The organism is Candidatus Sulfotelmatobacter sp. (assembly GCA_036500765.1).
Classification (GTDB): domain Bacteria; phylum Acidobacteriota; class Terriglobia; order Terriglobales; family Acidobacteriaceae; genus Sulfotelmatobacter.
Window position 1 is genome coordinate 18,463 of the sequence record DASYBM010000007.1, and the last position, 23,607, is coordinate 42,069.

22 protein-coding genes are annotated in these 23,607 nt (G+C 58.7%); 11 read left to right on the top strand and 11 right to left on the bottom strand.

Features of this window, described 5'->3' with window-relative positions; translation table 11 throughout:
* Window positions 1–413 precede the first annotated feature (413 nt).
* The 6 genes from VGM18_11690 (at window position 414) to VGM18_11715 (ending at window position 9,155) form a co-directional block, all read left to right on the top strand.
* Window positions 414–4,013 carry a tetratricopeptide repeat protein gene (locus VGM18_11690; GenBank protein HEY3973661.1) on the top strand — a complete coding sequence of 1,200 codons (3,600 nt, stop codon included), beginning with the start codon at window positions 414–416 and terminating at the stop codon, window positions 4,011–4,013.
* Between the two features lie 98 nt (window positions 4,014–4,111).
* Window positions 4,112–4,483 carry a hypothetical protein gene (locus VGM18_11695; protein ID HEY3973662.1) on the top strand — a complete coding sequence of 124 codons (372 nt, stop codon included), beginning with the start codon at window positions 4,112–4,114 and terminating at the stop codon, window positions 4,481–4,483.
* Window positions 4,484–4,620: 137 nt separating this feature from the next.
* Window positions 4,621–5,499, top strand: a complete 879-nt coding sequence (locus tag VGM18_11700; GenBank protein ID HEY3973663.1) for a TIGR00730 family Rossman fold protein — start codon at window positions 4,621–4,623, stop codon at window positions 5,497–5,499.
* A gap of 146 nt (window positions 5,500–5,645) precedes the next feature.
* Window positions 5,646–6,338 carry a thiamine phosphate synthase gene (locus VGM18_11705; GenBank protein HEY3973664.1) on the top strand — a complete coding sequence of 231 codons (693 nt, stop codon included), beginning with the start codon at window positions 5,646–5,648 and terminating at the stop codon, window positions 6,336–6,338.
* 81 nt (window positions 6,339–6,419) lie between these two features.
* The gene (locus VGM18_11710) at window positions 6,420–7,160 is read left to right on the top strand and encodes an SUMF1/EgtB/PvdO family nonheme iron enzyme (protein ID HEY3973665.1); all 741 of its coding nucleotides are present in this window, start codon (window positions 6,420–6,422) and stop codon (window positions 7,158–7,160) included.
* A gap of 1,149 nt (window positions 7,161–8,309) precedes the next feature.
* Window positions 8,310–9,155 (top strand): SDR family oxidoreductase, encoded by an 846-nt coding sequence (locus tag VGM18_11715; protein HEY3973666.1) that lies wholly within the window; start codon window positions 8,310–8,312, stop codon window positions 9,153–9,155.
* Window positions 9,156–9,259: 104 nt separating this feature from the next.
* Here the strand turns inward: VGM18_11715 and VGM18_11720 are convergent, their stop codons facing one another.
* A complete protein-coding gene (locus VGM18_11720) occupies window positions 9,260–9,616 on the bottom strand; it encodes a phage holin family protein (protein HEY3973667.1) in 357 nt (118 codons plus the stop codon).
* A 229-nt stretch (window positions 9,617–9,845) separates the two neighbouring features.
* Here VGM18_11720 and VGM18_11725 point away from each other — a divergent pair, with 229 nt between their 5' ends.
* From VGM18_11725 to VGM18_11740, 4 genes are all read left to right on the top strand, one after another.
* Complete coding sequence (locus VGM18_11725; protein HEY3973668.1) at window positions 9,846–10,691, top strand: aldolase/citrate lyase family protein; 846 nt, start codon at window positions 9,846–9,848, stop codon at window positions 10,689–10,691.
* 135 nt (window positions 10,692–10,826) lie between these two features.
* Entirely contained in the window at window positions 10,827–11,513 is a 687-nt protein-coding gene (locus VGM18_11730; GenBank protein ID HEY3973669.1) for a YceH family protein, read from the top strand.
* 151 nt (window positions 11,514–11,664) lie between these two features.
* A complete protein-coding gene (locus VGM18_11735) occupies window positions 11,665–11,865 on the top strand; it encodes a hypothetical protein (protein ID HEY3973670.1) in 201 nt (66 codons plus the stop codon).
* Between the two features lie 185 nt (window positions 11,866–12,050).
* The gene (locus tag VGM18_11740; protein ID HEY3973671.1) at window positions 12,051–12,917 is read left to right on the top strand and encodes an aldo/keto reductase; all 867 of its coding nucleotides are present in this window, start codon (window positions 12,051–12,053) and stop codon (window positions 12,915–12,917) included.
* A gap of 159 nt (window positions 12,918–13,076) precedes the next feature.
* Here VGM18_11740 and VGM18_11745 read toward each other — a convergent pair whose 3' ends face one another.
* The 10 genes from VGM18_11745 to VGM18_11790 all read right to left on the bottom strand — a co-directional run bounded on the left by VGM18_11745 (window position 13,077) and on the right by VGM18_11790 (window position 22,176).
* Window positions 13,077–13,751, bottom strand: coding sequence for a CoA transferase subunit B (locus tag VGM18_11745; GenBank protein ID HEY3973672.1), 675 nt, complete (start codon window positions 13,749–13,751; stop codon window positions 13,077–13,079).
* Window positions 13,752–13,846: 95 nt separating this feature from the next.
* Window positions 13,847–14,554, bottom strand: coding sequence for a CoA transferase subunit A (locus VGM18_11750; GenBank protein HEY3973673.1), 708 nt, complete (start codon window positions 14,552–14,554; stop codon window positions 13,847–13,849).
* 124 nt (window positions 14,555–14,678) lie between these two features.
* Window positions 14,679–15,575: a prephenate dehydrogenase gene (locus VGM18_11755; protein HEY3973674.1), complete on the bottom strand. Its 897-nt coding sequence runs from the start codon at window positions 15,573–15,575 to the stop codon at window positions 14,679–14,681.
* A gap of 91 nt (window positions 15,576–15,666) precedes the next feature.
* The gene (aroF, locus tag VGM18_11760) at window positions 15,667–16,686 is read right to left on the bottom strand and encodes a 3-deoxy-7-phosphoheptulonate synthase (protein ID HEY3973675.1); all 1,020 of its coding nucleotides are present in this window, start codon (window positions 16,684–16,686) and stop codon (window positions 15,667–15,669) included.
* Window positions 16,687–16,829: 143 nt separating this feature from the next.
* Entirely contained in the window at window positions 16,830–17,144 is a 315-nt protein-coding gene (locus VGM18_11765; GenBank protein HEY3973676.1) for a chorismate mutase, read from the bottom strand.
* 141 nt (window positions 17,145–17,285) lie between these two features.
* A complete protein-coding gene (trpA, locus tag VGM18_11770; protein ID HEY3973677.1) occupies window positions 17,286–18,074 on the bottom strand; it encodes a tryptophan synthase subunit alpha in 789 nt (262 codons plus the stop codon).
* Window positions 18,075–18,171: 97 nt separating this feature from the next.
* Window positions 18,172–19,395, bottom strand: coding sequence for a tryptophan synthase subunit beta (trpB, locus tag VGM18_11775; protein HEY3973678.1), 1,224 nt, complete (start codon window positions 19,393–19,395; stop codon window positions 18,172–18,174).
* 69 nt (window positions 19,396–19,464) lie between these two features.
* Window positions 19,465–20,142, bottom strand: a complete 678-nt coding sequence (locus tag VGM18_11780; protein HEY3973679.1) for a phosphoribosylanthranilate isomerase — start codon at window positions 20,140–20,142, stop codon at window positions 19,465–19,467.
* Window positions 20,143–20,315: 173 nt separating this feature from the next.
* Entirely contained in the window at window positions 20,316–21,128 is an 813-nt protein-coding gene (trpC, locus tag VGM18_11785; GenBank protein HEY3973680.1) for an indole-3-glycerol phosphate synthase TrpC, read from the bottom strand.
* Window positions 21,129–21,216: 88 nt separating this feature from the next.
* Window positions 21,217–22,176, bottom strand: coding sequence for a nucleoside hydrolase (locus tag VGM18_11790; protein ID HEY3973681.1), 960 nt, complete (start codon window positions 22,174–22,176; stop codon window positions 21,217–21,219).
* A gap of 297 nt (window positions 22,177–22,473) precedes the next feature.
* On the opposite strand from VGM18_11790, the gene VGM18_11795 reads away from it, so the two are divergent.
* Window positions 22,474–23,535, top strand: coding sequence for a hypothetical protein (locus tag VGM18_11795; protein ID HEY3973682.1), 1,062 nt, complete (start codon window positions 22,474–22,476; stop codon window positions 23,533–23,535).
* The last annotated feature ends 72 nt before the right edge of the window (window positions 23,536–23,607 follow it).

The window sequence follows — 23,607 nt, forward strand, 5'->3', positions numbered from 1 at the left end:
TCGTCCGATCCAGGCATGCCTCTTCTTATCAGCTTTGCCTGTGCAGCGTCATCAACAAATTCGATTCCCACCACTTTTTCCGCAGCCTGTTCAGCCAGACTGCACAAGCATCTGGCCCAGCCGTTCCTTCCCCTGATTCCCTTGGTAACCCGTTCGTACACTCCCTTTCGGTAACCCTTGGTAACCATACGGTTCATGACGTCCAGACGTACAATTGGCCTTGTCCGGCAGGTCCATCCGCCAATCTGTCAGATGACCTTCGGGACAATACCCGGGCGCAGTTCCCCGAACGTTCAGGGGGATTCTGCTTCTAAGGCTTTGTCATTCGATCTTTAGCTGTTCGATCTTTAGTAGTTCGATCTTTGTAGTTGAGACTTCTGTAGTCAGACCAAGCTCTGGAGTTCGGCATTCTTATGGCATTGTTCGGGTTCAACAAGCAGAAGGTACTCAGCGCTGCGGAGAAGTATGTCCAGCAGGGCAAGCTCCAGAACGCCATCGCCGAATACGAAAAAGTTCTCAAAAACGATGCCAAGGATCTCACGGTCACCAACACTGTCGGCGACCTTTATTCCCGCCTTGGCGAGACCGATAAAGCCACAGCCTGCTTCAAAACCGTCGGCGATGCCTATGCCAGCCAGGGTTTCACGGTCAAAGCCATCGCGATGTACAAGAAGATCTGCAAGCTCCAGCCGTCGCTCGAAAGCTTGCTGAAACTGGCAGAACTTTACAGCCAGCAGGGCCTGTTTAATGACGCCCGCGCTCAGTATCTACAGGTGGCGGAAGAATTTCTAAAGGCAAATGAACTCGAAAATGCGGTCCGCATCTTCCAGAAGATTGTGGAGATGGATCCGGAAAACAGCGGCATGCGGGTTCGCCTGGCGGAAGTCTACATTCGTCTGGGCAAGAAGACGGAAGCCTGGCAGATTTTTTCGGCCGCCGCCGAAAGCCTGCGCTCCAAGGGGTCCCTCAGCGGTGCGGAAGAGATTCTGCAGCGCATGTTGACGCTGGATCCCGGCAATACCTATGCATTACTCATGCAGGGGAAGAACATGATCGAGTCCGGCGATGCTGCCGGCGCCGTCGCCACCCTGCAAAAAATCTCCGACATCGATTCTCATCCCGATGGCCTTCGCGATCTATTCAAGGCTTATTTGCAGGCCGGACAACTCTCCGAGGCCGGCACCATCGCCAACAAACTGCTGACCGTGCACAACGATCTGCCGGCAATTTCCAGCTTTGCCGAAGCTCTGATGCAAGCCGGCCAATACGAGACCGCGTTACAAGTTTTTGACGAGCACGCCGAACGCTTGCTGGCCGAGAACTCCGACAAAGTTCTCGAAAGCCTGCACGCCATCATCGGGCATGTCCGCGACAATCCCGACTCGCTGCAAAAATTGCTCGACCTGTTCCACAAAGCGGGAGAGAACACTCACGTCACCGAAGTTCTCGAACTGCTGGCCCACGCGAGCGTTCAGGCCGGCGATTTGCCCCGCGCTCGCGACCTTTATCAGCGCCTGGCTACCCTCGAGCCCCAGAACACCCTGCACATGCAGAATTACCAGCAGGTGGCGGGGCAGCTTGGCGGCACTTCCGGGGGCAAGCTGATTACGCCGGACGAAGCCGTCGTCCTCATTGACGACCTCGAAGCGACCGCGCCTGCCGTTCACCAGCACTACACCGACGAAATTTCTCTCTCCATCCGCTCTGCCCTGACCGATGCGGAACTCTTCATCTCTTACAACATGCCCGCCAAGGCACTCGGGCCCCTGGTCGGGGCGTTGCCGCTGGCGCCCAGCGATCTTCGCATCAATCAGCGTCTCGCTGCGTTGCACACGCGCGCCGGGCGCTTTGCCGAAGCTGCGGTGTGTTGCCGCACTTTGCAGTCCGTTTACTCCGAAGGCGGATATCCAGAGGAAGCCACGCGCTACGGCGAGTTAGCCGAGCGCTATGAGGAACGCTCGTCGGCGCCGCCGCCCGGGCCAGCGTCCGAAGAAGAACACATTTTTCTGGATGCTCCTGCAACAGTTCGTAGCGGCCATGTCGTCCGGCAGTCTCTGGTCGAGGAAGCTCCCGAATCCGAAGTGCCGGAATTTTCCGTCGCAGACGCTTCCGCGGAAGCTACCAGCGAAGTCACGGTGGAAGAAGTCGCGGTCGCAGAAGAGTCCGCGCCAGCCGCTTCGCCCTGGCCCACAGCCGCCGCGCCCGAGTTCGCCGTCGTGGACGAATCCGCCTCGGCCACCACGGAGCCGTCCGCCGATGCCGAAATCGACCTCTCTTCCGAATGGGATGACTCGCTTGCCGTCGAGGCCGAGACCCCGGCAGAGGAACTGGCGGCCGAGCCCCAAGCGGTCGAAGTGGCCAAACCTACCCCTACTCGCAAGGCTGCCGCGCCCAGCAAAATCAAAGTCGAAAAGTCTCGCGAGGAGGATTCGACCAAGAGCGATGAGACCGTCGAAGAGATCCGCTTTTATCTCGGTCACGGTATGCCCGAGCAGGCGCTGGCAGCGCTGGCCAAACTCCAGACTCTGACCAGCGATCAGTCTAAGTTGGCCGAGCTTCGCTCCGAAGTAGACGCGGCTATTCAGGCTGCGGCCGAAGAAGATGCTCCCGCAGCCGTCGAACCTGTGGTCGAAGAGCTTACGGCCGACGATATTCCGACTCTCGAAGTCGAGGCTCCCGAAGTCGTCGTCGCCGAAGTCAGCCCAAACACTGCCCCCGAAGTAGGAGTTGCCGAAGCCGAAGCTCCGGAAGTCAAAGCTCTGGAAGTCGAAGTTGAGAATGTTCCGGTCGCGGACCTCGCCGTCGACGACGCTCCGGTCTCGGTAGAAGAGGCCGTCACCGCCGCCGTGCCGGAAGCTCCTGCGGTCGAAGAGATTCCTGTCGAGGAAATTCCAGTAGCCGAGGAACCTCCAGTCGCGGCTGCTCCTAGACCGGTCATTCACAAGCCGGCCCCCAAGAGAGTTTCCCCGGCGGTGCAACAGCCGGCTCCGCCAGCCGTTCCGCCGCCTTCCCTGGCCGTTTCCGAACCGGAACTCCAACCCGGCCGTTTGAACGAATTTGTTTCCGATCTTGAAAGTTCACCAGGAGAGAGCTTCCTTCCCGGCGCAGGTGCCGCCTCCGCAGCGCCGCAAACCGCGCCCGCGCCGGCGATACATCTCCCTGCCACGTCTGCACAGACCGAACCGGTGGTCGCGGGCGGAGCTTTGGGGGAATTCGTCGCCGATATCGAAGCGTCCCTCGGTGCCGACTTCCTGGCAGCCGCTCCAGTCGCACAGCCGTCACTGGCCGCAACAACGGTGGCCGCGTCGGTTGGAGGAGCGAAAACCACTCCGCCGCTCGCCGCCAGCGCTGCCGCTTCAGCCTCAGCCAATCATGTGGCCCCCATTGCGCCTCTCGCTGCGCCTCAAAGTTCCGCGCCGCCCGCCGCAGCCTCCATCGCATGGCACGCACCAGCATCGCCCGCTGCGCAGCCGTCGGCCGGTCTCATCACACCATCCGCTGCCATGACTGCGCCCGCCCCAATCGATTCATCAGCCAAGTCTTCACCGTTTAGCGAAGATGCGGGAGTCGATCTTGCCGAAATGTTCGGCGAACTCAAGCAGGATCTCGAAGCCGATGTCGCCTCCGCCGATGAAGATCCCGAAACCCATTACAACCTCGGCATCGCCTTCCGCGAAATGGGCCTGCTCGATGAAGCGATCGGAGAGTTGCAAAAGGCTTGCCAGTCCTTCGATCACGGCAAACCCTTTCCGCAGATCATGCAGACTTATACCTGGCTGGCGCAGTGCTTCCTGGAAAAAGGCGTGCCCGAAGCGGCCATCCGGTGGTATCAAAAAGCTCTCGAGGTTCCCCGCATTGATGGGGAGACTCGCGTTGCGCTGCATTATGAGCTGGCCTCCGCCTACGAAGCCGCCGGCGACAAATCCTCCGCCCTGCAACATTTCATGGACGTTTATGGCAGCAACATCGATTACCGCGACGTCGCCGAGCGCATTAAGGCCCTGAAGTCGTAGAATAACCCGATGGCCTTTGTCCCCAATTTTGCTTGCCCGGGGTCCTGTGCGCGCCGTGACTCCCATGCTGGATCTTCGCGGCGCCGGAGTTGCCCCGAGTGACCGATCCCGCCCCTCTTTCCAACTCTTCCGGCAATCTGCCCAAACCCACTCCGCCGCCCGCCGAGTCGAGCACGACGCTTCTCGCACCGCCGCTCGAGGAGGAAGCGCCGCCACCGGAGAGCGCCTTCCAAGTCTGGATGCATCGCATCTCCGTCTTTCTTTTTGTATTAATCAGCGCCGTGGCCGGGGTCCTGCTCATCATTCTGCCGTGGACTCCGGAATGGACCGATAACTACCTGCTGCTCTCGTTTCCAGCGCTCCGCGACATAGTTTCCAACGGCTTCTTCCGCGGAATTTGCAGCGGACTGGGCCTGCTCGACATCTGGATCGGTTTCTGGGAGGCGCTCCACTACCACGAGCCGCAGTAACTCTGATTTGCAGCCGCGTAGCGGCGGCATGTGAAAGCCCAGCCCGGCACGGCAGTGCCGGCTTAGGCCCTAAGCGGATGTAACCGAGTCCCCAAAGGGGACGACACACGATTCTCAACACAGAACGAGACTCCACTATGACCGACCAGCTCAAATCTGCCGCCGTTGCCTACCAGAACGAGCCTTTCCTGAATAGCCCGGACGGACGCATTCTCCGCATCCTGGCCGAATATCAAGAGCCTCTGGCCCGCTTCCGGCGCGAGCAGATCCAGGACACCGTCGTATTCTTCGGTTCAGCGCGCTTTCACGGACATGCCGACGCCGCCAGGAATCTGGCCTCGATCGAAAAAAACAATGCCGGAACGGCCGCCGAACAACTGCAAAAAGATCTGAAACGCGCCCACGCAGGCGTTGACATGGCACGCTACTACGAAGACGCGCGCCGTCTGGCGCACATGCTGACCACCTGGTCGATCCAGATTCCAGCCCGCCGCCGCCGTTTCGTCGTGACCACCGGCGGAGGCCCCGGCATCATGGAGGCTGCCAACCTAGGCGCCCACGAAGCCGGAGGAAAAACCATCGGCCTCAATATTCAACTGCCCTTCGAGCAGAGTCCCAACCAGTACATCACGCCGGCGCTGAATTTTCAGTTTCATTATTTCTTCATGCGTAAATTCTGGTTCGCGTATCTCGCCAAGGCGCTCGTGATTTTCCCCGGCGGCTTCGGCACCATGGACGAGCTTTTCGAAATCCTCACGCTGGCCCAGACCGACAAGCTGGCCAAGAAAATCCTGGTTGTCATTTACGGCAGCGAGTACTGGAACCGCATCTTGAACTTCCAGGCCTTCGTCGACGCCGGCACCATTTCTCCCGACGACCTCAACCAGTTCAAAATCGTCGATACCCCCGAAGACGCCTTTGAGTACCTGCGCGACGGCTTGACGAAACATCACTTAGGCGGCGCGCCGAAGAAAGAACGCGAAGTGATGCCGGAAATCGCGAAGACCAGACCGTAGGGCAATATCCTGTGGAAGAGCGGCGCTTAGCGCCGCGAAAAGACGAGTATTCTTTGTCATTCCGAGAGCAACCGGAGCGAATACGACGGCAACCGAGGAATCTGCTGTTCCTCAGTATCTCGCGACTGCATTAAACTGAAATGCCGATGTCGGCGACCTGCCTTCTCTACTACATCACCGACCGCACCGCTTTTCCCGGAGACGAATCCGTTCGATGTCGACGCCTGCTGGGCAAGATCTCCGAAGCCGCCCGCGCCGGCGTTGACTACATCCAGCTTCGCGAAAAAGATCTATCCGCGCGCGATCTGGAATCTCTGGCCAGAGAAGCTGTCGCCATCATCAGGCAATGTAGAACTGAGAACAGAAAACTGAGAACTAATCTCTTAATCAACTCGCGCACGGACGTTGCACTAGCGGTCGGAGCCGACGGCATTCACCTTCGATCTGATGATATCTCACCGCAAGATGTAAGCTTGATCTGGAAAAAGTGTGGAGCGGGCACTTCCGTCGGTCAAGTCTCGCCACAAGATCCGCTGATCGCCGTCTCCTGTCACACCCCGGAGGAAGTAGCGCGAGCCGCGGCGAACTCCGCAACTTTTGCCGTCTTCGCCCCAGTCTTCGGAAAAAAGCTGCGCGAAATAAAAGACGTGCGCCCCGCGGGCCTCGCTCTTCTCCACGAGGCCTGCCAGACCAAAATCCCAGTCCTCGCCCTCGGCGGTATTAATCTGGCGAACGCCCACCCCTGCCTCGAAGCCGGAGCCGCCGGCATCGCCGCCATCCGCCTATTCCAAGAAAACAATATCGCGGAAATCGTCGGACGAGCGCGCTCAAGCTTCTGAAGGAGGGCCACGCCATCGTGATCCTCCTCCCTCTATCCCCGCCCGCGCTGATAAACTTTACGGCACATGCGGCAAACAGTCATGACGATCGCGCCGGCCCAGTCAGAAGCTCCATCCCAAGCGCTCGAACCGTCTTTGGTCACCATTCCCGCAGGATGGTTCCTGATGGGCTCCAACACCGGCCAGGATTGCGAGCGCCCCATCCACCGCGTTTGGGTCGACGCATTCAAGTTGGCCGCCACACAAGTCACCAACGCCGAATACTCCAGATTCCTCTTCGCGACTGGAACCACGACGACGCCGTTCTGGCATGATTCAAATTTCAATCATCCACAACAACCTGTGACCGCAGTCTCCTGGCACGAAGCAGTGAAATACTGCGAATGGTTGAGCGCGCAAACTGCCCGCCCCTACCGCCTGCCCACCGAAGCCGAATGGGAACTCGCCGCCCGCGCTGGCCTTGAACAAAAGAATTTCCCCTGGGGCGACGATCCGCCGCAATCTCTTCCCGACTACGCCACACGCTGGCAGACCGGTCCCGAGTCCGTCGCCCGCTACGCCCCCAACGCCTTCGGCCTCTACGATATTTGCGACAACGTCCACGAGTGGTGCAGCGACTGGTACGATCCGAATTACTACGCGACATCGCCCGAGCTTAACCCGCAAGGACCGGAAAGTTGCCCGTTGAAGCCCGCGCGCAAGTCCTCTCGCGGAGGCTCATGGCGCCACCACATCAAAGTCGCCCGCTGCTCCACCCGCTCCAGCATCCCGCCGGATTTCCAGTACGCCGACTACGGCTTTCGCGTCGCGTGCGCCTTCTAGCACCGCCCGCTCCGGCAATTGCGCTGCCTCCCTGAACAATTTCAGAGCAAGGCATTGCTCTTCGGTGATCTTTCTCAGAGTCGTACAATGACGACGACCTAGCTCAACTTGCACCTGAGGTGGCATACCCTGCTGAATCGAGGAATACATCTTCTCGCCCACCCTGAAGTGTGGAAGGTCGTGGGCCAATTTCTTTTTGGATTTTCAGTCGCGTTCGGCGCGGCTGTTGGTGGTGTTATTGCTTGGCGGAGATTGGCCCGTGAAAAAAGACAAGAAGATCATCGTATCCATATCCCGACGACAGGGGAGATTGAAAAATACGGTAAGAACGAGAGGGATCGCCCTCGCAAGACCGAAGGCGGGATTGGAGCCTTCCTGACTCTCATTATCGGAGCCGTGTATACATACTTTTTGTGGAAGCACGGACACGGCGTTGGAGTACCCGGACACGTGCTGTTCGCTACAGTAATTTTCACTGCGTCTGGTGTATTCGCGCTGGCACAAGGTGCGTCTTCTATCATTGGAAGTGTTGGCTCGACTTGGCGTGCTCTCGTATGGACGACCGTCGGGGCATTTGGAGTTGTGGGAGGTACCTATGCGGGTATTAGCACCACAGCGAAGTTTATGGAGTCAAAGAGGCCAACGGAGGTTGTTAATGCCGCGCCTTCTGTCCCAGAGCTCCTTTGTACCGACCGCAAGCCCCGGGCCACTGACTGCCATTCGGATCGGCCTACATGCGTGAGTTTACCAATCCCGCCGGCCAAAAAAGGCGTAACGCGGGTGAATGTGTCGATATCGAAGGTGTTCGGGCAAAACTTTGCTCATGCCCCCAATGGGATGACCTTATGGTTCCGGGGGAACGTGGCGGGAGACCAGCTGACATTTACCCTCGACTGCAATCTTGTTCCGGATGATAAAGATAAGTTTCTTAGAGAGGAAACGAGTCGATTCGACTTATCGACGCAGTGGAGATATGTTGACCTAGGTTTTCGGCACTTTCAGAAACGATGCGGGAGTCTGAATGACTTGATGATTATCGGAGTATTCGGACCATCCGGCGGCGGAGGGGCCAAGGCTACAATACTGTTGCTGGATCGCGGACGGGTTCAACCATAATCTTCTCAGCGTCGGCTCCTAGCGGGGATAACTATGTTCCGTACCGATCTGCTAAACAGCAAGCGCATCCTCATCACCGGCGGAGGCACTGGCCTGGGAAAAGGAATGGCCCAGCGCTTCCTGGAACTCGGCGCTGAAGTCTACATCTGCGGCCGCCGCGAAGAAGTCCTCCAAGAAACCTCGGCAGAACTCTCTGCAAAAGGCATCATCCACGCCTTTCCCTGCGATGTCCGCAATCCCGACGCCGTCGAATCAATGATTGATTCCATCTGGGCCACCGCTCCGCTCGACATCCTGGTCAACAACGCTGCCGGAAACTTCATCGCCCGCACTGAAGAACTTTCCCCGCGCGCCTGGGACTCCGTCATCGGCATCGTGCTCATGGGAACACTGCACTGCACCATGGCCTGCGGACGCCACTGGCTCAAGTCCGCTCACTCTGGCACGGTCCTCAGTATCTCTGCCACCTACGCGCCTGTCGGCTCGGCGTACGTTGTTCCGTCCGCCGTCTCGAAAGCGGGAGTCGAAGCCCTCACTCGCAGCCTTGCCGTCGAATGGGGCAATCGAAACATCCGGATGAACGCCATCGCTCCCGGGCCAATTCCCACGCAAGGCGCGTTCTCCCGCGTCCTGCCGCGCCCCGAACTTGAAACCCTTGCCCTCGACCGCAATCCGCTCCACCGCTTCGGCACGGTCGAAGAGCTCGCCAATCTCGCGGCTTTTCTGGTGAGCGACGGCTCCAGCTACATCAACGGCGAAGTGATTCGCATGGACGGCGGAGAATTCATACAAGGCGCCGGCGAATTCAGCAATCTTGGAAGACTTCTCACGGATGAAGATTGGGAATCACTCAAGCCGCGAAAACGCGCGACTCCGTAACCAAACCTGCGCTCCAAGTCTCCGAAGTTTCCAGACGTTCTGAACGGCCGTTCTTGGCGTCCTTTGCGTTCCAAGCTTTTCGTTTGGGCGGAAACCCGGAGCCGCTACTTCTCATCTCTCGACGGCATCACGATCGCCTTCAACACCAGGTTCACCACACTCAACACAATCGCTCCCACAAATGCGGCCAGAAATCCGCGGACTTGAAATCCTGGAGCCAGCAGCGCCGAAGCCAATTCCAGCATGAGCGCATTGATCACAAACCAGAACACACCCAGTGTCAGCAGCGTCAAAGGGAACGTAATAATTTTGAGTACAGCGCCAATCGTCGCGTTGATGAGTCCAATGATCAACGCCGCGATCAGCGCTGCCCTGGCTCCGTTCACATGGACTCCAGGCACAACCTGCGCCACAATCCACACCGCCAACGCGCTCAGCACCCAATTCAAAAGCAGCCGCATGGTGACCTCCTTGCGTAACCCACAATATAGGCGCACCCTGGAACTCTTGTCATTCCAAGCCGACTTCCTGGCTTTGTGATTCCGAGCGCGGCCGGAGCGAATGCCACGGCAAGGGAGACATCCGTTTCTCTTGTCCCCCGGTCACACCCCGCGAAAATTTATCGCGCATTCGCCGCCTGATTCACCCCATGCGTTACACTCTTCAATTCGATTCCAAGGAGGATTCCTTATGCCCGACGCCGCACTCAGCGGATCCGAATTCAAAAAGCAACTCCGCGCCGGACAGCCAAAGATGGGCCTGTTCCTCAACGCCCATAGCCCCACCCTCGCCGAGCAACTTGCGCACAGCGGATACGACTGGCTGCTGGTCGACTCCCAGCACGGCCCCATGGGTTACGAAAAACTTTCGGCGATGCTCAGCGGCATCTCCAATGGCGGCGCAAAATCGCTCGTCCGCGTCGGTGGATACGACGACCGCCCCGGCATCCAGCAGTCGCTTGATCTGGGCGCCGACGGCGTCCTCGTCCCCTACATCAATACCGCTGACGAAGCGCGAATCGCAGTGAGTTGCATGAAATATCCCACTGTGGGCACGCGCTCGGTCTACTTCCCGCAGCGCAGCATGAACAAAGGCGGCTTGCTCGGCTACGCCGGAAGCTGGAACAACGAAGGCATCGTAGCCTTGCAAGTCGAGACCGCTTCCTGCATCGAGAACATCGCCGAAATCGCCGCCGTCCCCGGCGTCGATATTCTTTTTCTCGGCCAGAACGATCTTTGCATGTCGATGGGCCTCTACAACAAATACGAGTTCCCCCACATGTACACTTCGCCCGAACTCGACGCCGCCACGAAAAAACTGATCGATCACGCGCGCAAGAATAACGTCAGCCTCGGCTTGTTTCTCTTCGGCACCGCCCGCGTCGGAGAATTCTTGGAGAAGGGTTTCACCTTCATCAGCATCGGCAACGACCTGCACCACGTACTCACGCAAGCCGGAGCCTACGTCGGGGACATGGAAAAAATCACCCAGGAAAAAGGCAAGCCCTGGAAGCGAAGAGAGACGGCGCTATTCTAGAATTCAAGTCGTCGGTCGTCAGTCCTCTGTCGTTGGCCGTTGATCGTTGGTCGTTAGTCGTTCGCCTGGGTGGGCGGCCGCAGCCGGACATGGTTCAAGCTAACGACTAACGACCGACGACCGACGACCGAACTTATGATTCTCACCACAATCGAAACCCGTGTCCTCGGCTCCCTGATCGAAAAAGACATCACCACGCCCGACTATTATCCGCTCTCGCTCAACGCGCTGGTCAACGCCTGCAACCAGAAAAATAATCGGGACCCGGTCATGGCCCTCGATGAGCCCGCCGTGCGTGATGCTCTCGCCACTTTGCAGGAGAAGCGTCTCGCCGGTCCAGCCAGCGGCGCCGACAGCCGCGTCACCAAGTTTGAACATCGTCTCCAGGAAGCCTTCAACTTCGATCGCCGCGAAGTCGCCGTGGTCTGCGTGCTTCTCTTGCGCGGACCACAAACTCCCGGCGAACTTCGCAGCCGCACCGACCGCATGTATCGCTTCGAAGCGCTGGACGATGTACTCTCAACTCTCGACCGCCTCGCTCAGCGGGAGCCACCGCTGGCCCGAGTTCTCGCTCGCCAACCCGGCACCAAAGAATCCCGCTACACGCACCTGTTCTCCGGCGAACCGCCAGAATCGGAAGAAAGTGCACGTGTGGCGCGGGCACTCCCTTCGACCGGCTCAGGGCAAGCTCTGCCCGCGACTGCCGACACCAACCCTACAGCCGACCGCGTAGCCGCGCTGGAAGCAGAAGTCTCCCGCCTCCGCGAAGAGCTTTCCCAAGTCCAGCGGCAATTAGCGGCCTTCCGCAAACAATTCGAGTAATAGCTCGGTGGACTAGCGGAAGAAGAATGTGTGGGGGCGGCCGCCCTCGGCCGTCCGCCGAGCGCAGCCCGGCCTTTTCGCAGTACCCGAATCTTGAAGGGGGAACATTTCCGTCACATCGTACGTACAATCGATGAGGGAGGTCTCAGCCATGTTCACATTCTTACTCTGGTGCATCCTATTCGTTGTCTGCTGGCCGCTGGCCCTGTTCGCTCTCATCGCCTATCCGTTCGTCTGGCTGATGTTGCTGCCATTCCGCATAATCGGCGTCGCCGTACACGGCGTGCTCGAAGTTGTGTTCCTGGCTATCACTCTTCCATTCCGCCTGCTAGCCGCGCCATTCCGAATCTGATTGGAACGCCGTCGTCCGGGGGTGCGCAAAGCGCATATTCGCTGCCGGCGCTCAATGCTTCGCAGCGCCGACGAGAGCCTGCCCTGAGCTTGTCGAAGGGCATCCGCCGCTCCATTCCGTCCCGCTTCCCAGCCACTACCTACCGGTGGTAGCCTCATATCAGCGCCACCATCCAAGGAGGACGCATGCGTCGCCGCGAATTCCTGATCCGTTCCACCACAGCCGCGGGAGCCGTCTGGCTCACTTCCAAATCCATCCTCAGTGCAATCGGCGAGCAGACTCTCGGCAAGAAGTTCGCTGCCTACGACACCGTCACTCTCGGCAATACGGGCATCAAGACCAGCCGCCTCGCCATGGGCACCGGCACCGTCGGCGTCGGCCATCATTCGCACCAAACTGACCTCGGCGTCAAAGGCCTCGCGGCCGTGCTGCTCAATGGATACGATCACGGCCTGCGTTTCTTCGACGCCGCCGACTCCTACGGAAGCCATCCTCACGTCGCCGAGGCGCTCAAGCATGTGCCCCGCGACAAAGTCACCGTCCTCACAAAATCCTGGGCCCGCGACGCGGCCGGCATGCGCGCCGATCTCGACCGCTTCCGCCGCGAGCTCGGCACCGACTATCTCGACATCTGCCTGATGCACTGCGTCACCGAGTCCGACTGGACCGACCGTTACCGCTCGGCCATGGACGTGCTGTCCGAAGCCAAACAGAAGGGAATCATCCGCACCCACGGCTGCTCCTGCCACTCGATCGAGGCCCTGCGCGCCGCCGCGAAATCTCCGTGGGTGGAAATCGACCTGGCTCGCATGAACCCCGTAGGCGCTTACATGGACGCCGACCCTGAGACTGTTTTAGGGGTTTTGAGAACCATGAAAGCGGCAGGGAAGGCGGTAGTCGGAATGAAAATTCTGGGCCAAGGCACGCTGCGCAATCGCCGGGACGAAGCTCTTAAGTATGCCCTGTCGCTAGGAGTCCTCGACGCCTTCACCATCGGTGCCGAAAGCAAGCAAGAACAAGAAGATCTGATCCGCAGAATCGCAGCCGCATAAATCTCGTAGGATTATGTGGAAGAGCGGCGCTTCAGCGCCGCGTGAGCGTTGTCTTTTTGAGCGCACGAGAAGGGTTGAGCACGAGCGGGAAGGGCACGACTTCGAGTCGTGCCGCGAGAGCTATTTCGCGCTCGCCGGCTTTAGCCGCTGAAGAACTCTCTAACTCTCCATTACCTTCAACTCCGGACTAACAATCAGCCGCGCCTCGGTCGCCCGCTGCACATCTTCGGCTGTCAATCCCGGTGCGACTTCCTCTAAAACAAGCCCCTCGCGAGTCACGCGAATGTAAGCCATCTCCGTCGCAATCGTGTCGACGACGCGAACCCCCGTGAGCGGCAGCGTACACTTCTTCAAAATCTTCGGAGCCCCTTCGCGCGTCGTGTGCTCCATCGCGACCACCACGCGCCGCGCCCCTGCGACCAGGTCCATCGCCCCGCCCATCCCCTTCACCATTTTCCCTGGGATCATCCAATTCGCGATGCTCCCGGCCTCATCCACTTCCATCGCTCCAAGCACGCTTAAATCAATATGCCCGCCGCGAATCATGGCAAACGAATCCGCGGACGAAAAATAAGACGTCCCCGGCATCTCGCTCACAGTCTCTTTCCCGGCGTTAATGAGATCCGAATCCTCCGTTCCCTCGAACGGATACGGCCCAATTCCCAACATCCCATTTTCCGATTGCAGTGTGACCTCCATCCCCTCCGGCACATGATTCGCAATCAGCGTCGGCATCCCGATCCCCAGGTTCACATAAAACCCATCGCGCAACTCGCGCGCAATCCGCCGCACAATGCGCTCGCGCTTATCGAGGTCTTTGCCTGGCTTGTTCATGGCTGTCGATAGTCGTTGATCGTTAGTCGTTGGTCGTTCGCAGTTCGTCGTTAGCCAATGCCGACGGTGCAGTCGTTTTGGCCAACGACCAACGACTACTGGCCAACGACGCCTTTCCTCACTGTCCTCCGCTCAATCCTCCGCTCGTACAACTCCCCCTGAAATATCCTCTTCACATAAATCGAAGGCGTATGCACCGCATCCCCATCCAACTCGCCGACCTCCACCACATGCTCCACTTCCGCAATCGTGACCTTTGCCGCCGTCGCCATCATGGGATTAAAATTCCGCGCCGTCTTCCGATAAATTAAATTCCCCTCGCGGTCGCCCTTCCAGGCCTTCACAAAAGCAAAGTCCGCCGTCAGCCCGCGCTCCATCACATACAGCCGTCCATCAAACTCGCGCGTCTCCTTCCCTTCCGCAACAATCGTGCCGACGCCGGTAGGAGTAAAAAACGCCGGAATCCCCGCGCCCCCCGCGCGAATCCGCTCGGAAAACGTTCCCTGCGGCACCAGATCAAGCCGGATCGCGCCCTTCAGCACCATGTCTTCCAGCAACCGGTTCTCGCCAACATAGGTCCCTATATGATGCACAATCTGCCCCGCCGCCAGCAGCAAACCATTGCCCACGCCATCGATCCCGACATTATTACTGATCGTCCGCAGATTCTTTGTACCTTTGAGCACGAGCGCGCGAATCAGATTCTCCGGCATCCCACACAATCCGAACCCACCGATCATGATGGTCGCGCCGTCAAACACATCGCGAATCGCCTCATCCGCATTGGCCACAACTTTATTCATAGCGGAAGAATTCTAAAGGAAATTGAGTAATTGTGTAATTTGGTAATTGAGTAATTTAGGAAGGGCAGTCTGTTTCAGGTTTTCAATTACGCAATTACAAAATTACCCGATTACTCAATCGCCCCTATCTCTTCTTTTCTGGAATCTTCCTTAGCGCATGCGCCTGTTCAAATTCCTCCGCCAGCTGCCGCGTCGCCAGATTCTCGCGAATGTGGGCCAGTCGCTGCTCCACTTTCCACAGCGCCTTTTCCAGATTCGTCTTGTTCGTCATCGCGATATCTCGCCACATGGAATACGGACTCGCCGAAATCCGCGTCATCTCCTGCAGCGCGCGACCGCCCGCCGGCAAAAGCGGAGCCTCATCTCCAAACTCCTCGACCAGCGCGGCCGCCAGCGCGGTCGAAATCATCTGCGGAACGTGGCTGATCCAGGCGCACAGCCGGTCATGCTCTTCCGCGGGCAGCATCGCAATCCGCGACCCGATCGCGTCGATCCATCCCGCAAACTCCGCGAACACGCCATCATTTAAGCTTTGCTCTGCCAAGTCTCGCCCCAGTAACTTCTGCCCCGGCAGCGGACACAGAAACCACACCGCCTTCTGGAACAAATCCGCGTCCGCGTAATCTACTCCGCTCATTTCTTTCCCTGCCATCGGATGCCCCGCCAAAAACCGCTTCCCCGCACTTTTCCCAAACACCTTCACCGCGCGGTCGACCACCGCGGCCTTCGTGCTGCCCACATCGGTCAGCAAAGTTTTCGCCGGCAGCACCGCTCCCACTCGCTCGATTAAATCCACTATCGCCAGCACCGGAGTGGCCAGCACGACTACTTGACTCCCATGCACAGCGTCGCCCGGATTCACCGTCCCCGCATCGATCGCGCCTCGCATCCGCGCTCGCTCCAGCGTCCCTTCGTGATCGCACCCGACAATCCGTCCCGCAAATTTTCGCTTCTTGAGCGCAAGCCCCAGCGACCCGCCAATCAGCCCTGTCCCAATGATCGTGATTTGCCGAATCGCCATAAACATTGAGTAATTGTGAAATTTGATAATTGAGGAATTGAAAACAAAATGTTCGCAGGTCTTAAAATTACCCAATTACTAAATTTCCCAATTACCCAATCTTTCTTCCCACCGCCGGCGCAATCATACGCAACTCGTCCATCAACTTCGCGAACTGCTCGGGAAAGAGCGACTGTGCCCCATCCGACCACGCCTTGTTCGGATCGCAATGCACTTCAATCAGCAGCGCGTCCGCGCCCGCCGCCACCGATGCCCGCGCCATTGGAGCCACTTTGTCGCGCCGTCCGGTACCATGCGACGGGTCGGCCGTCATCGGCAAATGCGATAGCTTATGGATAATCGGAATCGCTGAGATATCCATCGTATTTCTCGTATACGTTTCGAATGTCCGAATGCCGCGCTCGCAGAGAATCACTTCATAATTCCCGCCCGCCATAATGTATTCAGCCGACAGCAACAACTCCTCGAAAGTCGCGGCAATACCGCGCTTCAACAGCACCGGCTTGCGCACCTTCGCCAGCTCGCGCAGCAGATTAAAGTTCTGCATGTTACGCGCGCCCACTTGCAAAATATCTACGTACGGCAGCATCAACGGAATCTGCGAGATTTCCATCACCTCGCTGATCACCAGCAACTTGAACTTCTCTCCCGCCTCGCGCAGCAGCTTCAGCGCATCTTCCCCGTGCCCCTGAAACGAATACGGAGAACTTCGCGGCTTGAACGCCCCGCCGCGCAGCACTTTCGCCCCCGCCTTCGCAACCGCCTCTGCCGTAGACAATATCTGGTCTCGCGTCTCCACCGAGCACGGCCCCGCCATCACCACAATTTCGTTTCCGCCGATATTGATGTCGTTCGGCAACTTGACGACCGTCCCCTCAGGACGAAAACTTCTCCCCGCCAATTTGTACGGGGAACTGATGCGGTGAACTTCCTGCACTCCCGGGAGCAACTCCAGAATGCGGATATCGAAATCAATGCCCGATCCCACCGCCCCGAGGACAGTCATTCGCGCTCCCGTGGACCGGTGCACTTCAAATCCCATCTTCACCAGGTGCTCAATCACCTGCTGAATCAGTTGCTCGTCCGCGCCTTCCTGCATCGCCACAATCATAGAAAACAGCTCCTAGCGTCTAGCCTCTGGCTCCAGCCTATTTACAACACAATGTCATTCCGAGCGCAGCATCATTTTCCGCGAAGCGGGAAAGCATGCGAAGTCGAGGAACCTGCTGTTTCTCGCCGCCAGAACTCTGCCGCTCAATCATTCACTTCCGAATCCAACTCCGTCTCCGGCGCCGCGCTCTTCTGCACAATTTCTTCCTTCTGCACATTGCGCATCACATCGATGATGCGCTCATAAATCCGCACCAGATCTCGCCCCGCCAGCGGCCCCCGATTCGCTTCCTGAACATTCTCAAACACAATCCGTTCGCGGTCCGGCTCGTAGATCGGCATCGAAGTGTCGCGCTTGAGCTTTCCGATCTCGACCGCAGCCCGTGCCCGCTCACTCAAAAGCTCCACCAGTTTCCGATCGAGCTCGTCGATTTTCTTGCGCCAATCTGCGATATCCATGAAAATAACTCTCAGCGCCGCCAGCTATACCGACCTCAAACACACTTTGTTATTCCGAGCGAAGGCTGATTTTCCGCGAAGCGGGAAATCATGCGAAGTCGAGGAGCCTGCTTTTTCTTTCCACAAGCAAGTACGCGTTCTTCACCGCACCGCAACTGATGGCTGAGAGCTGATGGCTGAAAGCTCCCTGATGAACTCCCCTACGGCCCCCGCCTCCCGCCCACGATTCCGCTCGATCGTCTCGACAATCGCGCTCCCCACTACAACCGCGTCGGCGAACTCTCCTACCTCCGCAAACTGCGCCGCCGTCGAAATCCCGAATCCCAACGCCAGCGGCAACTTCGTCACTCGCCGCAACCGCCGCACCAACTTGCGCGCATCGTCCGCCAACTCCTGCCGCGTTCCCGTCACCCCGGTCCGCGATACCGCATATACAAATCCTCGAGAAGCCGCCGCAATTCTTCTCAACCGCTCATCAGAAGAAGTCGGTGCCGCTAAGAACACCGGAGCCAGATCGTACTCCCGCATGGCCCGCAAATATTCCCCGGCCTCTTCCACCGGAAGATCGGTGACCAGCACGCCGTCCACACCCGCAGCGCGCGCGACCCTGCAAAATTTCTCGATTCCCATTCGCAGAATCGGATTCAAGTACGAAAACACGATCAAGCCCGTAGACTGCGCATTTTCGCGTACCTCGGCTGCAAGCGTAAGCACCTGCGCGAGCGACGTCCCCCGCTCCAGCGCCCGCTCACTCGCGCGCTGAATCACCGGCCCATCCGCCACTGGATCGCTGAACGGCACTCCCAGCTCGACCACATCCGCCCCTGCCTCAATCGCCGCCAGCACAATCTCCCGCGTCGTCGCGAGATCGGGATCCCCGCAAGTCACATACGCCACCAGCGCCGGCTTCTTGTAAAAAGTCAAAGGCATAGGAAGGATTGCGGATCGACGATTGCGGATTACAGATTGAAACCATTGAGACCCCTGGTCTTTCACTCCGCAATCCGCAATCTGCAATCTGCAATCGTCAATCGAGCTTTAGGTTCTCCCGCATAATTCCGATATCCTTATCGCCCCGCCCCGACACATTCACAATCACGACATCGGATTTCTTCATGCGCGGAGCCCGCTTCACTACCTCGGCCACCGCGTGCGCTGACTCCAGTGCGGGAATGATTCCCTCCGTCCGCGCCAGCAAGGTGGTCGCGGCCAGCGCTTCCGCATCCGACGCCGGAACGTACTCCGCCCGCCCTGCATCGCGCAACGCCGCGTGCTCCGGCCCAATCGACGGATAATCCAGCCCCGCCGACACCGAATGCGTCAACGCAATCTGTCCACCTGAATCCTGAAGCACGTAAGAGTAAGTGCCCTGCAACACGCCCGGCGACCCTCCCCGAAACCGTGCCGCATGATCCCCGAGTTTCTCGCTGCGCCCGCCCGCCTCCACGCCGATCAGTTGAACTTTCTTATCTTCAAGAAAATCGTAGAAAATCCCAATCGAATTCGATCCGCCACCCACGCACGCGATAATCGCCGCCGGCAATTTCCCTTCGGCTTTCAGAATCTGCGCTCGCGCCTCGCGCCCAATCACCCGATGAAAATCTCGCACCATCGTCGGATACGGATGCGCCCCCAGCACGCTCCCCAACAAATAATGTGTCGTGCGCACATTGGTGACCCAATCGCGCATCGCCTCATTGATCGCATCCTTCAAAGTGCACGACCCCGACGACACGCCGCGCACCTCCGCCCCCAGCAGCCGCATGCGGAATACATTCAACTCCTGCCGCCGCATATCTTCGGTGCCCATGTACACGACGCACTCAAATCCCAGCAGCGCGCACACGGTAGCAGTCGCAACGCCATGCTGCCCCGCGCCGGTCTCGGCGATCACGCGATGCTTCCCCATCCGCTCGACCAGCAGCCCCTGGCCCAGGCAGTTATTAATCTTGTGCGCCCCGGTGTGCAGCAGATCCTCGCGCTTCAGATAAATCTTCGCGCCGCCTAACTTCTGCGTAAGCCGCCGCGCAAAAAACAACGGCGTCGGACGCCCCGCATAAGTTCGCAATAACTCCGTGAGACGCGCCTGAAATCTGGGATCGCGTTTGGCCCGCGCATACTCGCGCTCCAGTTCCTCGAGCGCCGCCATCAGAGTTTCCGGTACATACCGCCCGCCATAAACCCCAAACCGCCCCGGCGCATTCGCAGAAACAGGAACGCGAGAGTTGCGATGCTCGCGAGGGTGACCCATCCTAGACGCGCTTTTTGCGGCTAGGGCGGGGGGTTTGATTCTCGTAATTCGTGGAACCGTAGCCATTCTCTAACCCGCCTTCCGATCGAAGTCGCGCACCGCCCGCACAAACGCCCGCACCTTCCCCGGATCTTTTTTCCCCGGTCGCGCCTCGACTCCAGAAGCCACATCCACTCCAAACGGCAGAAAAATCGTCATCGCGTCGACAACATTCGAAGGAGTCAATCCACCGGCCACAATGACGGGCACATGCAGGCTAACCATCTGCGCCATAGCGCGCGCTGGTTCCCAGTCAAATGTCACTCCCGTACCACCCGCCTCTCCGTTGGATCGCGAATCCAGCAGCACCGCAAAGGCTTTCTCACGGACATCATCCATCATGAAGAACCCTTCTTTTATCAACGAATCCCCGTCAATAACCAGAATGGCTTTCGAAGCCGCCACGCAGTCTGCTAAGTTCCGTGGATCACCCACCACGCTCTCCTTCGAGCGCTCTCCGTGCAACTGCACAGCAGTGAGTCCCGCGCCCATCACGACCGCGCGGATCGCCTCGGACTCAGAGTCCACAAACACTCCCACTTTCTCCACACTCTCCGGCAGTTTCTCCACAATCTCTCGGGCCGCCTCCACGCTCACATACCGCGGACTCTTCTCATAAAAGACAAATCCAACCGCATCCGCACCTGCCTCCACGGCAACGAGCGCATCCTCCACATTCGTCATCCCACAAATCTTCACCCACGTCATAGAAGCAATTCTCGGTCCTCAGTCCTCAGCGCGCCGATCTCCCTGCTTTGTCATCCTGAGCGAGGATTTTGCTTCGCGGAACGCGAAGCAAAACCGCAGTCGAAGGACCTCGCGTTCTCGTGCGCAGCCTACGGCCTCAACAGGAATTCTCTATAGAAACGGTGAGCGCGGCCCTAACGCTCGCTCGGTACTCGGTACTCACTACTTGCAACGAGAGCCCGCAGCGCCTCTCCCGGCCGCTCCGCCCGCATCAAAGACTCTCCCACCAGAAACGCGTCATACCCCGCCGCTCGCAGCCGCTTCACATCGGAGGGAGAATGAATTCCACTCTCCGCCACGCGCACCACGCCAGCAGGGAATTTCTCCGAAAGCGTAAACGCCGTCTCCAGATCGACTTTGAACGTCCGCAGATCCCGCGTGTTCACGCCAATCAAATCGCATCCTGTTTCCAATGCGGCCGCCAGCTCTCCGGCGTCGTGCACCTCGCACAAAACGTCCAGTCCGCGACGCCGCGCTGCTGCCGTCAGCGAACTCAACTCTTCGGCCGACAACGCCGCGACAATCAGCAACACCGCGTCAGCCGAATTCGCACGCGCCTCCAGCAACTGAAACTCATCCACAATAAAATCTTTTCGCAAACACGGAATCTTCACCGCCGCCGAAGCCATCCGCAAATTCTCCAGAGAGCCTTGAAAGAACTCCTCATCGGTCAACACCGAAAGTGCTGCCGCGCCCGCGGTCTCCAACTCCGCTGCCAACTCCGCGGGATTAAAATGCGCCCGAATCAGTCCTTTCGATGGCGAAGCCTTCTTTAACTCCGCAATCACCGCGATCCCGCCTCGACTCTTCGCCGCCAGCGCCCGCCGAAACCCGCGCGGCACATGCTGTTCCGCGCGCTTCTCCATCGCCCGCAAATCCGCCTCGCGCTTGGTCTGCGCCACGCGCACCCGCGCTGCCGCGATAATCCGCTCCAGAATGGCCCCCATAAGGAGTCCCTCGATTATATGGGAACCCGCGCGCGGGATGACCTCTGTGGTCCTCAGTGCCCTCTGTGGTTAAGGCTTTTGGGCTTTCTCACCTCTCTGCGACTCTCTTCAAATAAAATCGGAAGAAATCCTCCGAGTTCGACTCCAGGCAAACCTTCGCATTCGCCGGCCCCAGTTCCTCTCGCGTAAATCCTTTCTCGTCCACCCGAATATGCAACCCCAGCACCGGACACAACTCCGGCCGCAGCACAAACACCACCGTCATCGGATCGAACAATGTCGGCGTCTCCTGTCCCCACAAGTGATACAACACCGTCAGTTGATCGGTCACCGCCGTCCCCTGGCTGAACAAAAACGCCCGCTTCACTTCATCCATCTTCAATTGCGTCGAATCCAGCGGCATCACAAACAAAGGCACGCCCGAGGCGAATAGTTTCTGCGCCGACGCCACGTCGTTTAAAATATTCCACTCCGGCATCGGAGGCACCGCCACCGTATATCCCAAATCCCCGTATCCGCGCCGCACCGATCCGCCCATCAGCACCACGCGCTTCAGCTTCCGAAACGTCGCCGCGTCTTCGTCGATCGCCGCTCCAACATTCATCAGCGGACCAATCGCAATCAGCGTAATCTCTCCCGGATATTTCCGAATTTCCTCCAGCAAGAATTCCACCGCATCGCCATGCGTCGCTTTCGCAAAATGCGAATCCCCATACTTCCTCTGCGACATCGGATTCTTCGTCGCCGTCGCCTTCCCGGCGAGCACCGGAATGTCCGCGCGCCCCACCTCGCCCAAAAACCGGTCGACAATTTTCGCCCGCGCTTCCGTATCCCCAAACGTCGTCATGACGCCCAGCACCTGCAACTCCGGACTCTTCACCGCCAGCGCCAGCGCAAACGCATCGTCCACGTCATCGCCAATGTCAGTGTCGATTATGATTTTCTCCGCTGCCTGCCCCGAAACGTGCCCAGCACTCTGCGCCCACCCCACGCCAGCACACAAATACAAAACAAAACCCAAACTCGCACCGATCCGCCCACATCTCATCGAGTCCCTCCAGCGTTTCCAGTCGCGACCACGATAACGGAAACCCACCCTCCGCGCACCGAAGTATTCAGGAAGCCTCCGGGTGCCGCACTTCTTCTCCTCGATTTTGGGAGAAGCGGGAATTTGACTTTACATCACGGAATACTCCGCTTCGCCGTGTTGCCGCGCCCACAGCGTGTTCGCCACGCCACGTCACGAACGCAGCGTTCGGCCCTAACCCTCGCCAAATCAATGCCCCAACTCTGGCTCCTGCGATGCATTCCATAAATCGCCGCGAGTCGGCAGGAGGCAACCATCATGACCCGCATCAACGCAATTCGCAGCATCGCAACTCGCAAGTCCGTAACCTGGGGCAAAGGATTAGCTACCAAACACGTCGGCGCGTTCATCTTCGCCGCCGTGCTCATCGTCTGCTCCCTAACCGTCGGCTGCTCGAGCAACAACGATCAACCGAAGCCCGTAAGCTCCAACAACCAGATTCCGGTCACGCAGTCCGCAAGCCCGATTTCGTCAACGCCCGCAGCAACCCTGCTGGCCGAGACCAAGCCCGCTCCGAAGCCGGTAAAGAAAATCGTTCACAAGAAGCCCGCAACCGCGAACTATACCGATCAAACTTATGGCCTGACCTTCGAATATCCGCGCCGCTACGCCATTGAAACCGGAAACGCCGCTACCGAACTGCTGGCCGAAAATCCCATCGCCATGAACTTCCTACAGCCCGGCGGAGTCGCTCTCGCCGCCGTCGAATTGCCCGAGACCAGCTTCGCCAACTCCGACTTCTCGTCTGCATTCTTCAACGTCAGTGTCAACAAGAACGTCACCGCCGATCAATGCACCGAGTTTGCGGTGCCGCAACCGAAGCCGCCGGCCTCATCCGAACCAGCGATGGCGTCGACCTCGTCCACCGAAGCTGCGAAACAAGACTCGCCGAAGTCGGAAACTCAGTCAGCCTCTGCACAGCCTACGCTGAGCACCGATCCGAACAGCGTGGATGCGAAGGCCGATCAGGCGAGGACCGACCAGAAGAGTTCTGCGAATCCCACGACCAACGTTGCACCATACTCCATGCTGATGCTCGGAGATCTCGAACTCCATGCCACCGAAGCCGTCAGCGGCGAAGGCACGCGCCAGAGCGACTCCAAATATTTTCACGTCTTCCAGAATGGAGCCTGCTACGAATTCGCCCTCAACGTCACCACAGTCGCGTCCGGCCAGGGCGTCACCAGGCACGTAGATCGCGACAAAGTCTTCAACCGCCTGGAGCAGATTCTCTCGACGGTGAAGATCAATCCGGTGGCGACCGCAGAAGTAACCGCCGAAGGCCCAACTCCAACTTCACCCTCGACTCCCGCGCAGTAGTCCGAGCTGAAAACCTGAAGCCGGGTGCCCCATGTCTCGCCTCCTTCGCGAGACATGGGGATTTTGACTCTT

What these genes read in the sequence shown, in the direction of transcription:
- trpB (HEY3973678.1), bottom strand. Translation starts at nt 19,395, where the DNA reads ATGGGTCACCCTCGCGAGCATCGCAACTCTCGCGTTCCTGTTTCTGCG.
- VGM18_11720 (HEY3973667.1), bottom strand. Translation starts at nt 9,616, where the DNA reads ATGCGGCTGCTTTTGAATTGGGTGCTGAGCGCGTTGGCGGTGTGGATT.
- VGM18_11790 (HEY3973681.1), bottom strand. Translation starts at nt 22,176, where the DNA reads ATGAGATGTGGGCGGATCGGTGCGAGTTTGGGTTTTGTTTTGTATTTG.
- VGM18_11745 (HEY3973672.1), bottom strand. Translation starts at nt 13,751, where the DNA reads ATGAACAAGCCAGGCAAAGACCTCGATAAGCGCGAGCGCATTGTGCGG.
- VGM18_11730 (HEY3973669.1), top strand. Translation starts at nt 10,827, where the DNA reads ATGATTCTCACCACAATCGAAACCCGTGTCCTCGGCTCCCTGATCGAA.
- VGM18_11715 (HEY3973666.1), top strand. Translation starts at nt 8,310, where the DNA reads ATGTTCCGTACCGATCTGCTAAACAGCAAGCGCATCCTCATCACCGGC.
- trpC (HEY3973680.1), bottom strand. Translation starts at nt 21,128, where the DNA reads ATGGGGGCCATTCTGGAGCGGATTATCGCGGCAGCGCGGGTGCGCGTG.
- trpA (HEY3973677.1), bottom strand. Translation starts at nt 18,074, where the DNA reads ATGCCTTTGACTTTTTACAAGAAGCCGGCGCTGGTGGCGTATGTGACT.
- VGM18_11735 (HEY3973670.1), top strand. Translation starts at nt 11,665, where the DNA reads ATGTTCACATTCTTACTCTGGTGCATCCTATTCGTTGTCTGCTGGCCG.
- VGM18_11740 (HEY3973671.1), top strand. Translation starts at nt 12,051, where the DNA reads ATGCGTCGCCGCGAATTCCTGATCCGTTCCACCACAGCCGCGGGAGCC.
- VGM18_11700 (HEY3973663.1), top strand. Translation starts at nt 4,621, where the DNA reads ATGACCGACCAGCTCAAATCTGCCGCCGTTGCCTACCAGAACGAGCCT.
- VGM18_11710 (HEY3973665.1), top strand. Translation starts at nt 6,420, where the DNA reads ATGACGATCGCGCCGGCCCAGTCAGAAGCTCCATCCCAAGCGCTCGAA.
- VGM18_11725 (HEY3973668.1), top strand. Translation starts at nt 9,846, where the DNA reads ATGCCCGACGCCGCACTCAGCGGATCCGAATTCAAAAAGCAACTCCGC.
- VGM18_11690 (HEY3973661.1), top strand. Translation starts at nt 414, where the DNA reads ATGGCATTGTTCGGGTTCAACAAGCAGAAGGTACTCAGCGCTGCGGAG.
- VGM18_11795 (HEY3973682.1), top strand. Translation starts at nt 22,474, where the DNA reads ATGACCCGCATCAACGCAATTCGCAGCATCGCAACTCGCAAGTCCGTA.
- aroF (HEY3973675.1), bottom strand. Translation starts at nt 16,686, where the DNA reads ATGATTGTGGCGATGCAGGAAGGCGCGGACGAGCAACTGATTCAGCAG.
- VGM18_11750 (HEY3973673.1), bottom strand. Translation starts at nt 14,554, where the DNA reads ATGAATAAAGTTGTGGCCAATGCGGATGAGGCGATTCGCGATGTGTTT.
- VGM18_11765 (HEY3973676.1), bottom strand. Translation starts at nt 17,144, where the DNA reads ATGGATATCGCAGATTGGCGCAAGAAAATCGACGAGCTCGATCGGAAA.
- VGM18_11755 (HEY3973674.1), bottom strand. Translation starts at nt 15,575, where the DNA reads ATGGCGATTCGGCAAATCACGATCATTGGGACAGGGCTGATTGGCGGG.
- VGM18_11705 (HEY3973664.1), top strand. Translation starts at nt 5,646, where the DNA reads ATGTCGGCGACCTGCCTTCTCTACTACATCACCGACCGCACCGCTTTT.
- VGM18_11780 (HEY3973679.1), bottom strand. Translation starts at nt 20,142, where the DNA reads ATGACGTGGGTGAAGATTTGTGGGATGACGAATGTGGAGGATGCGCTC.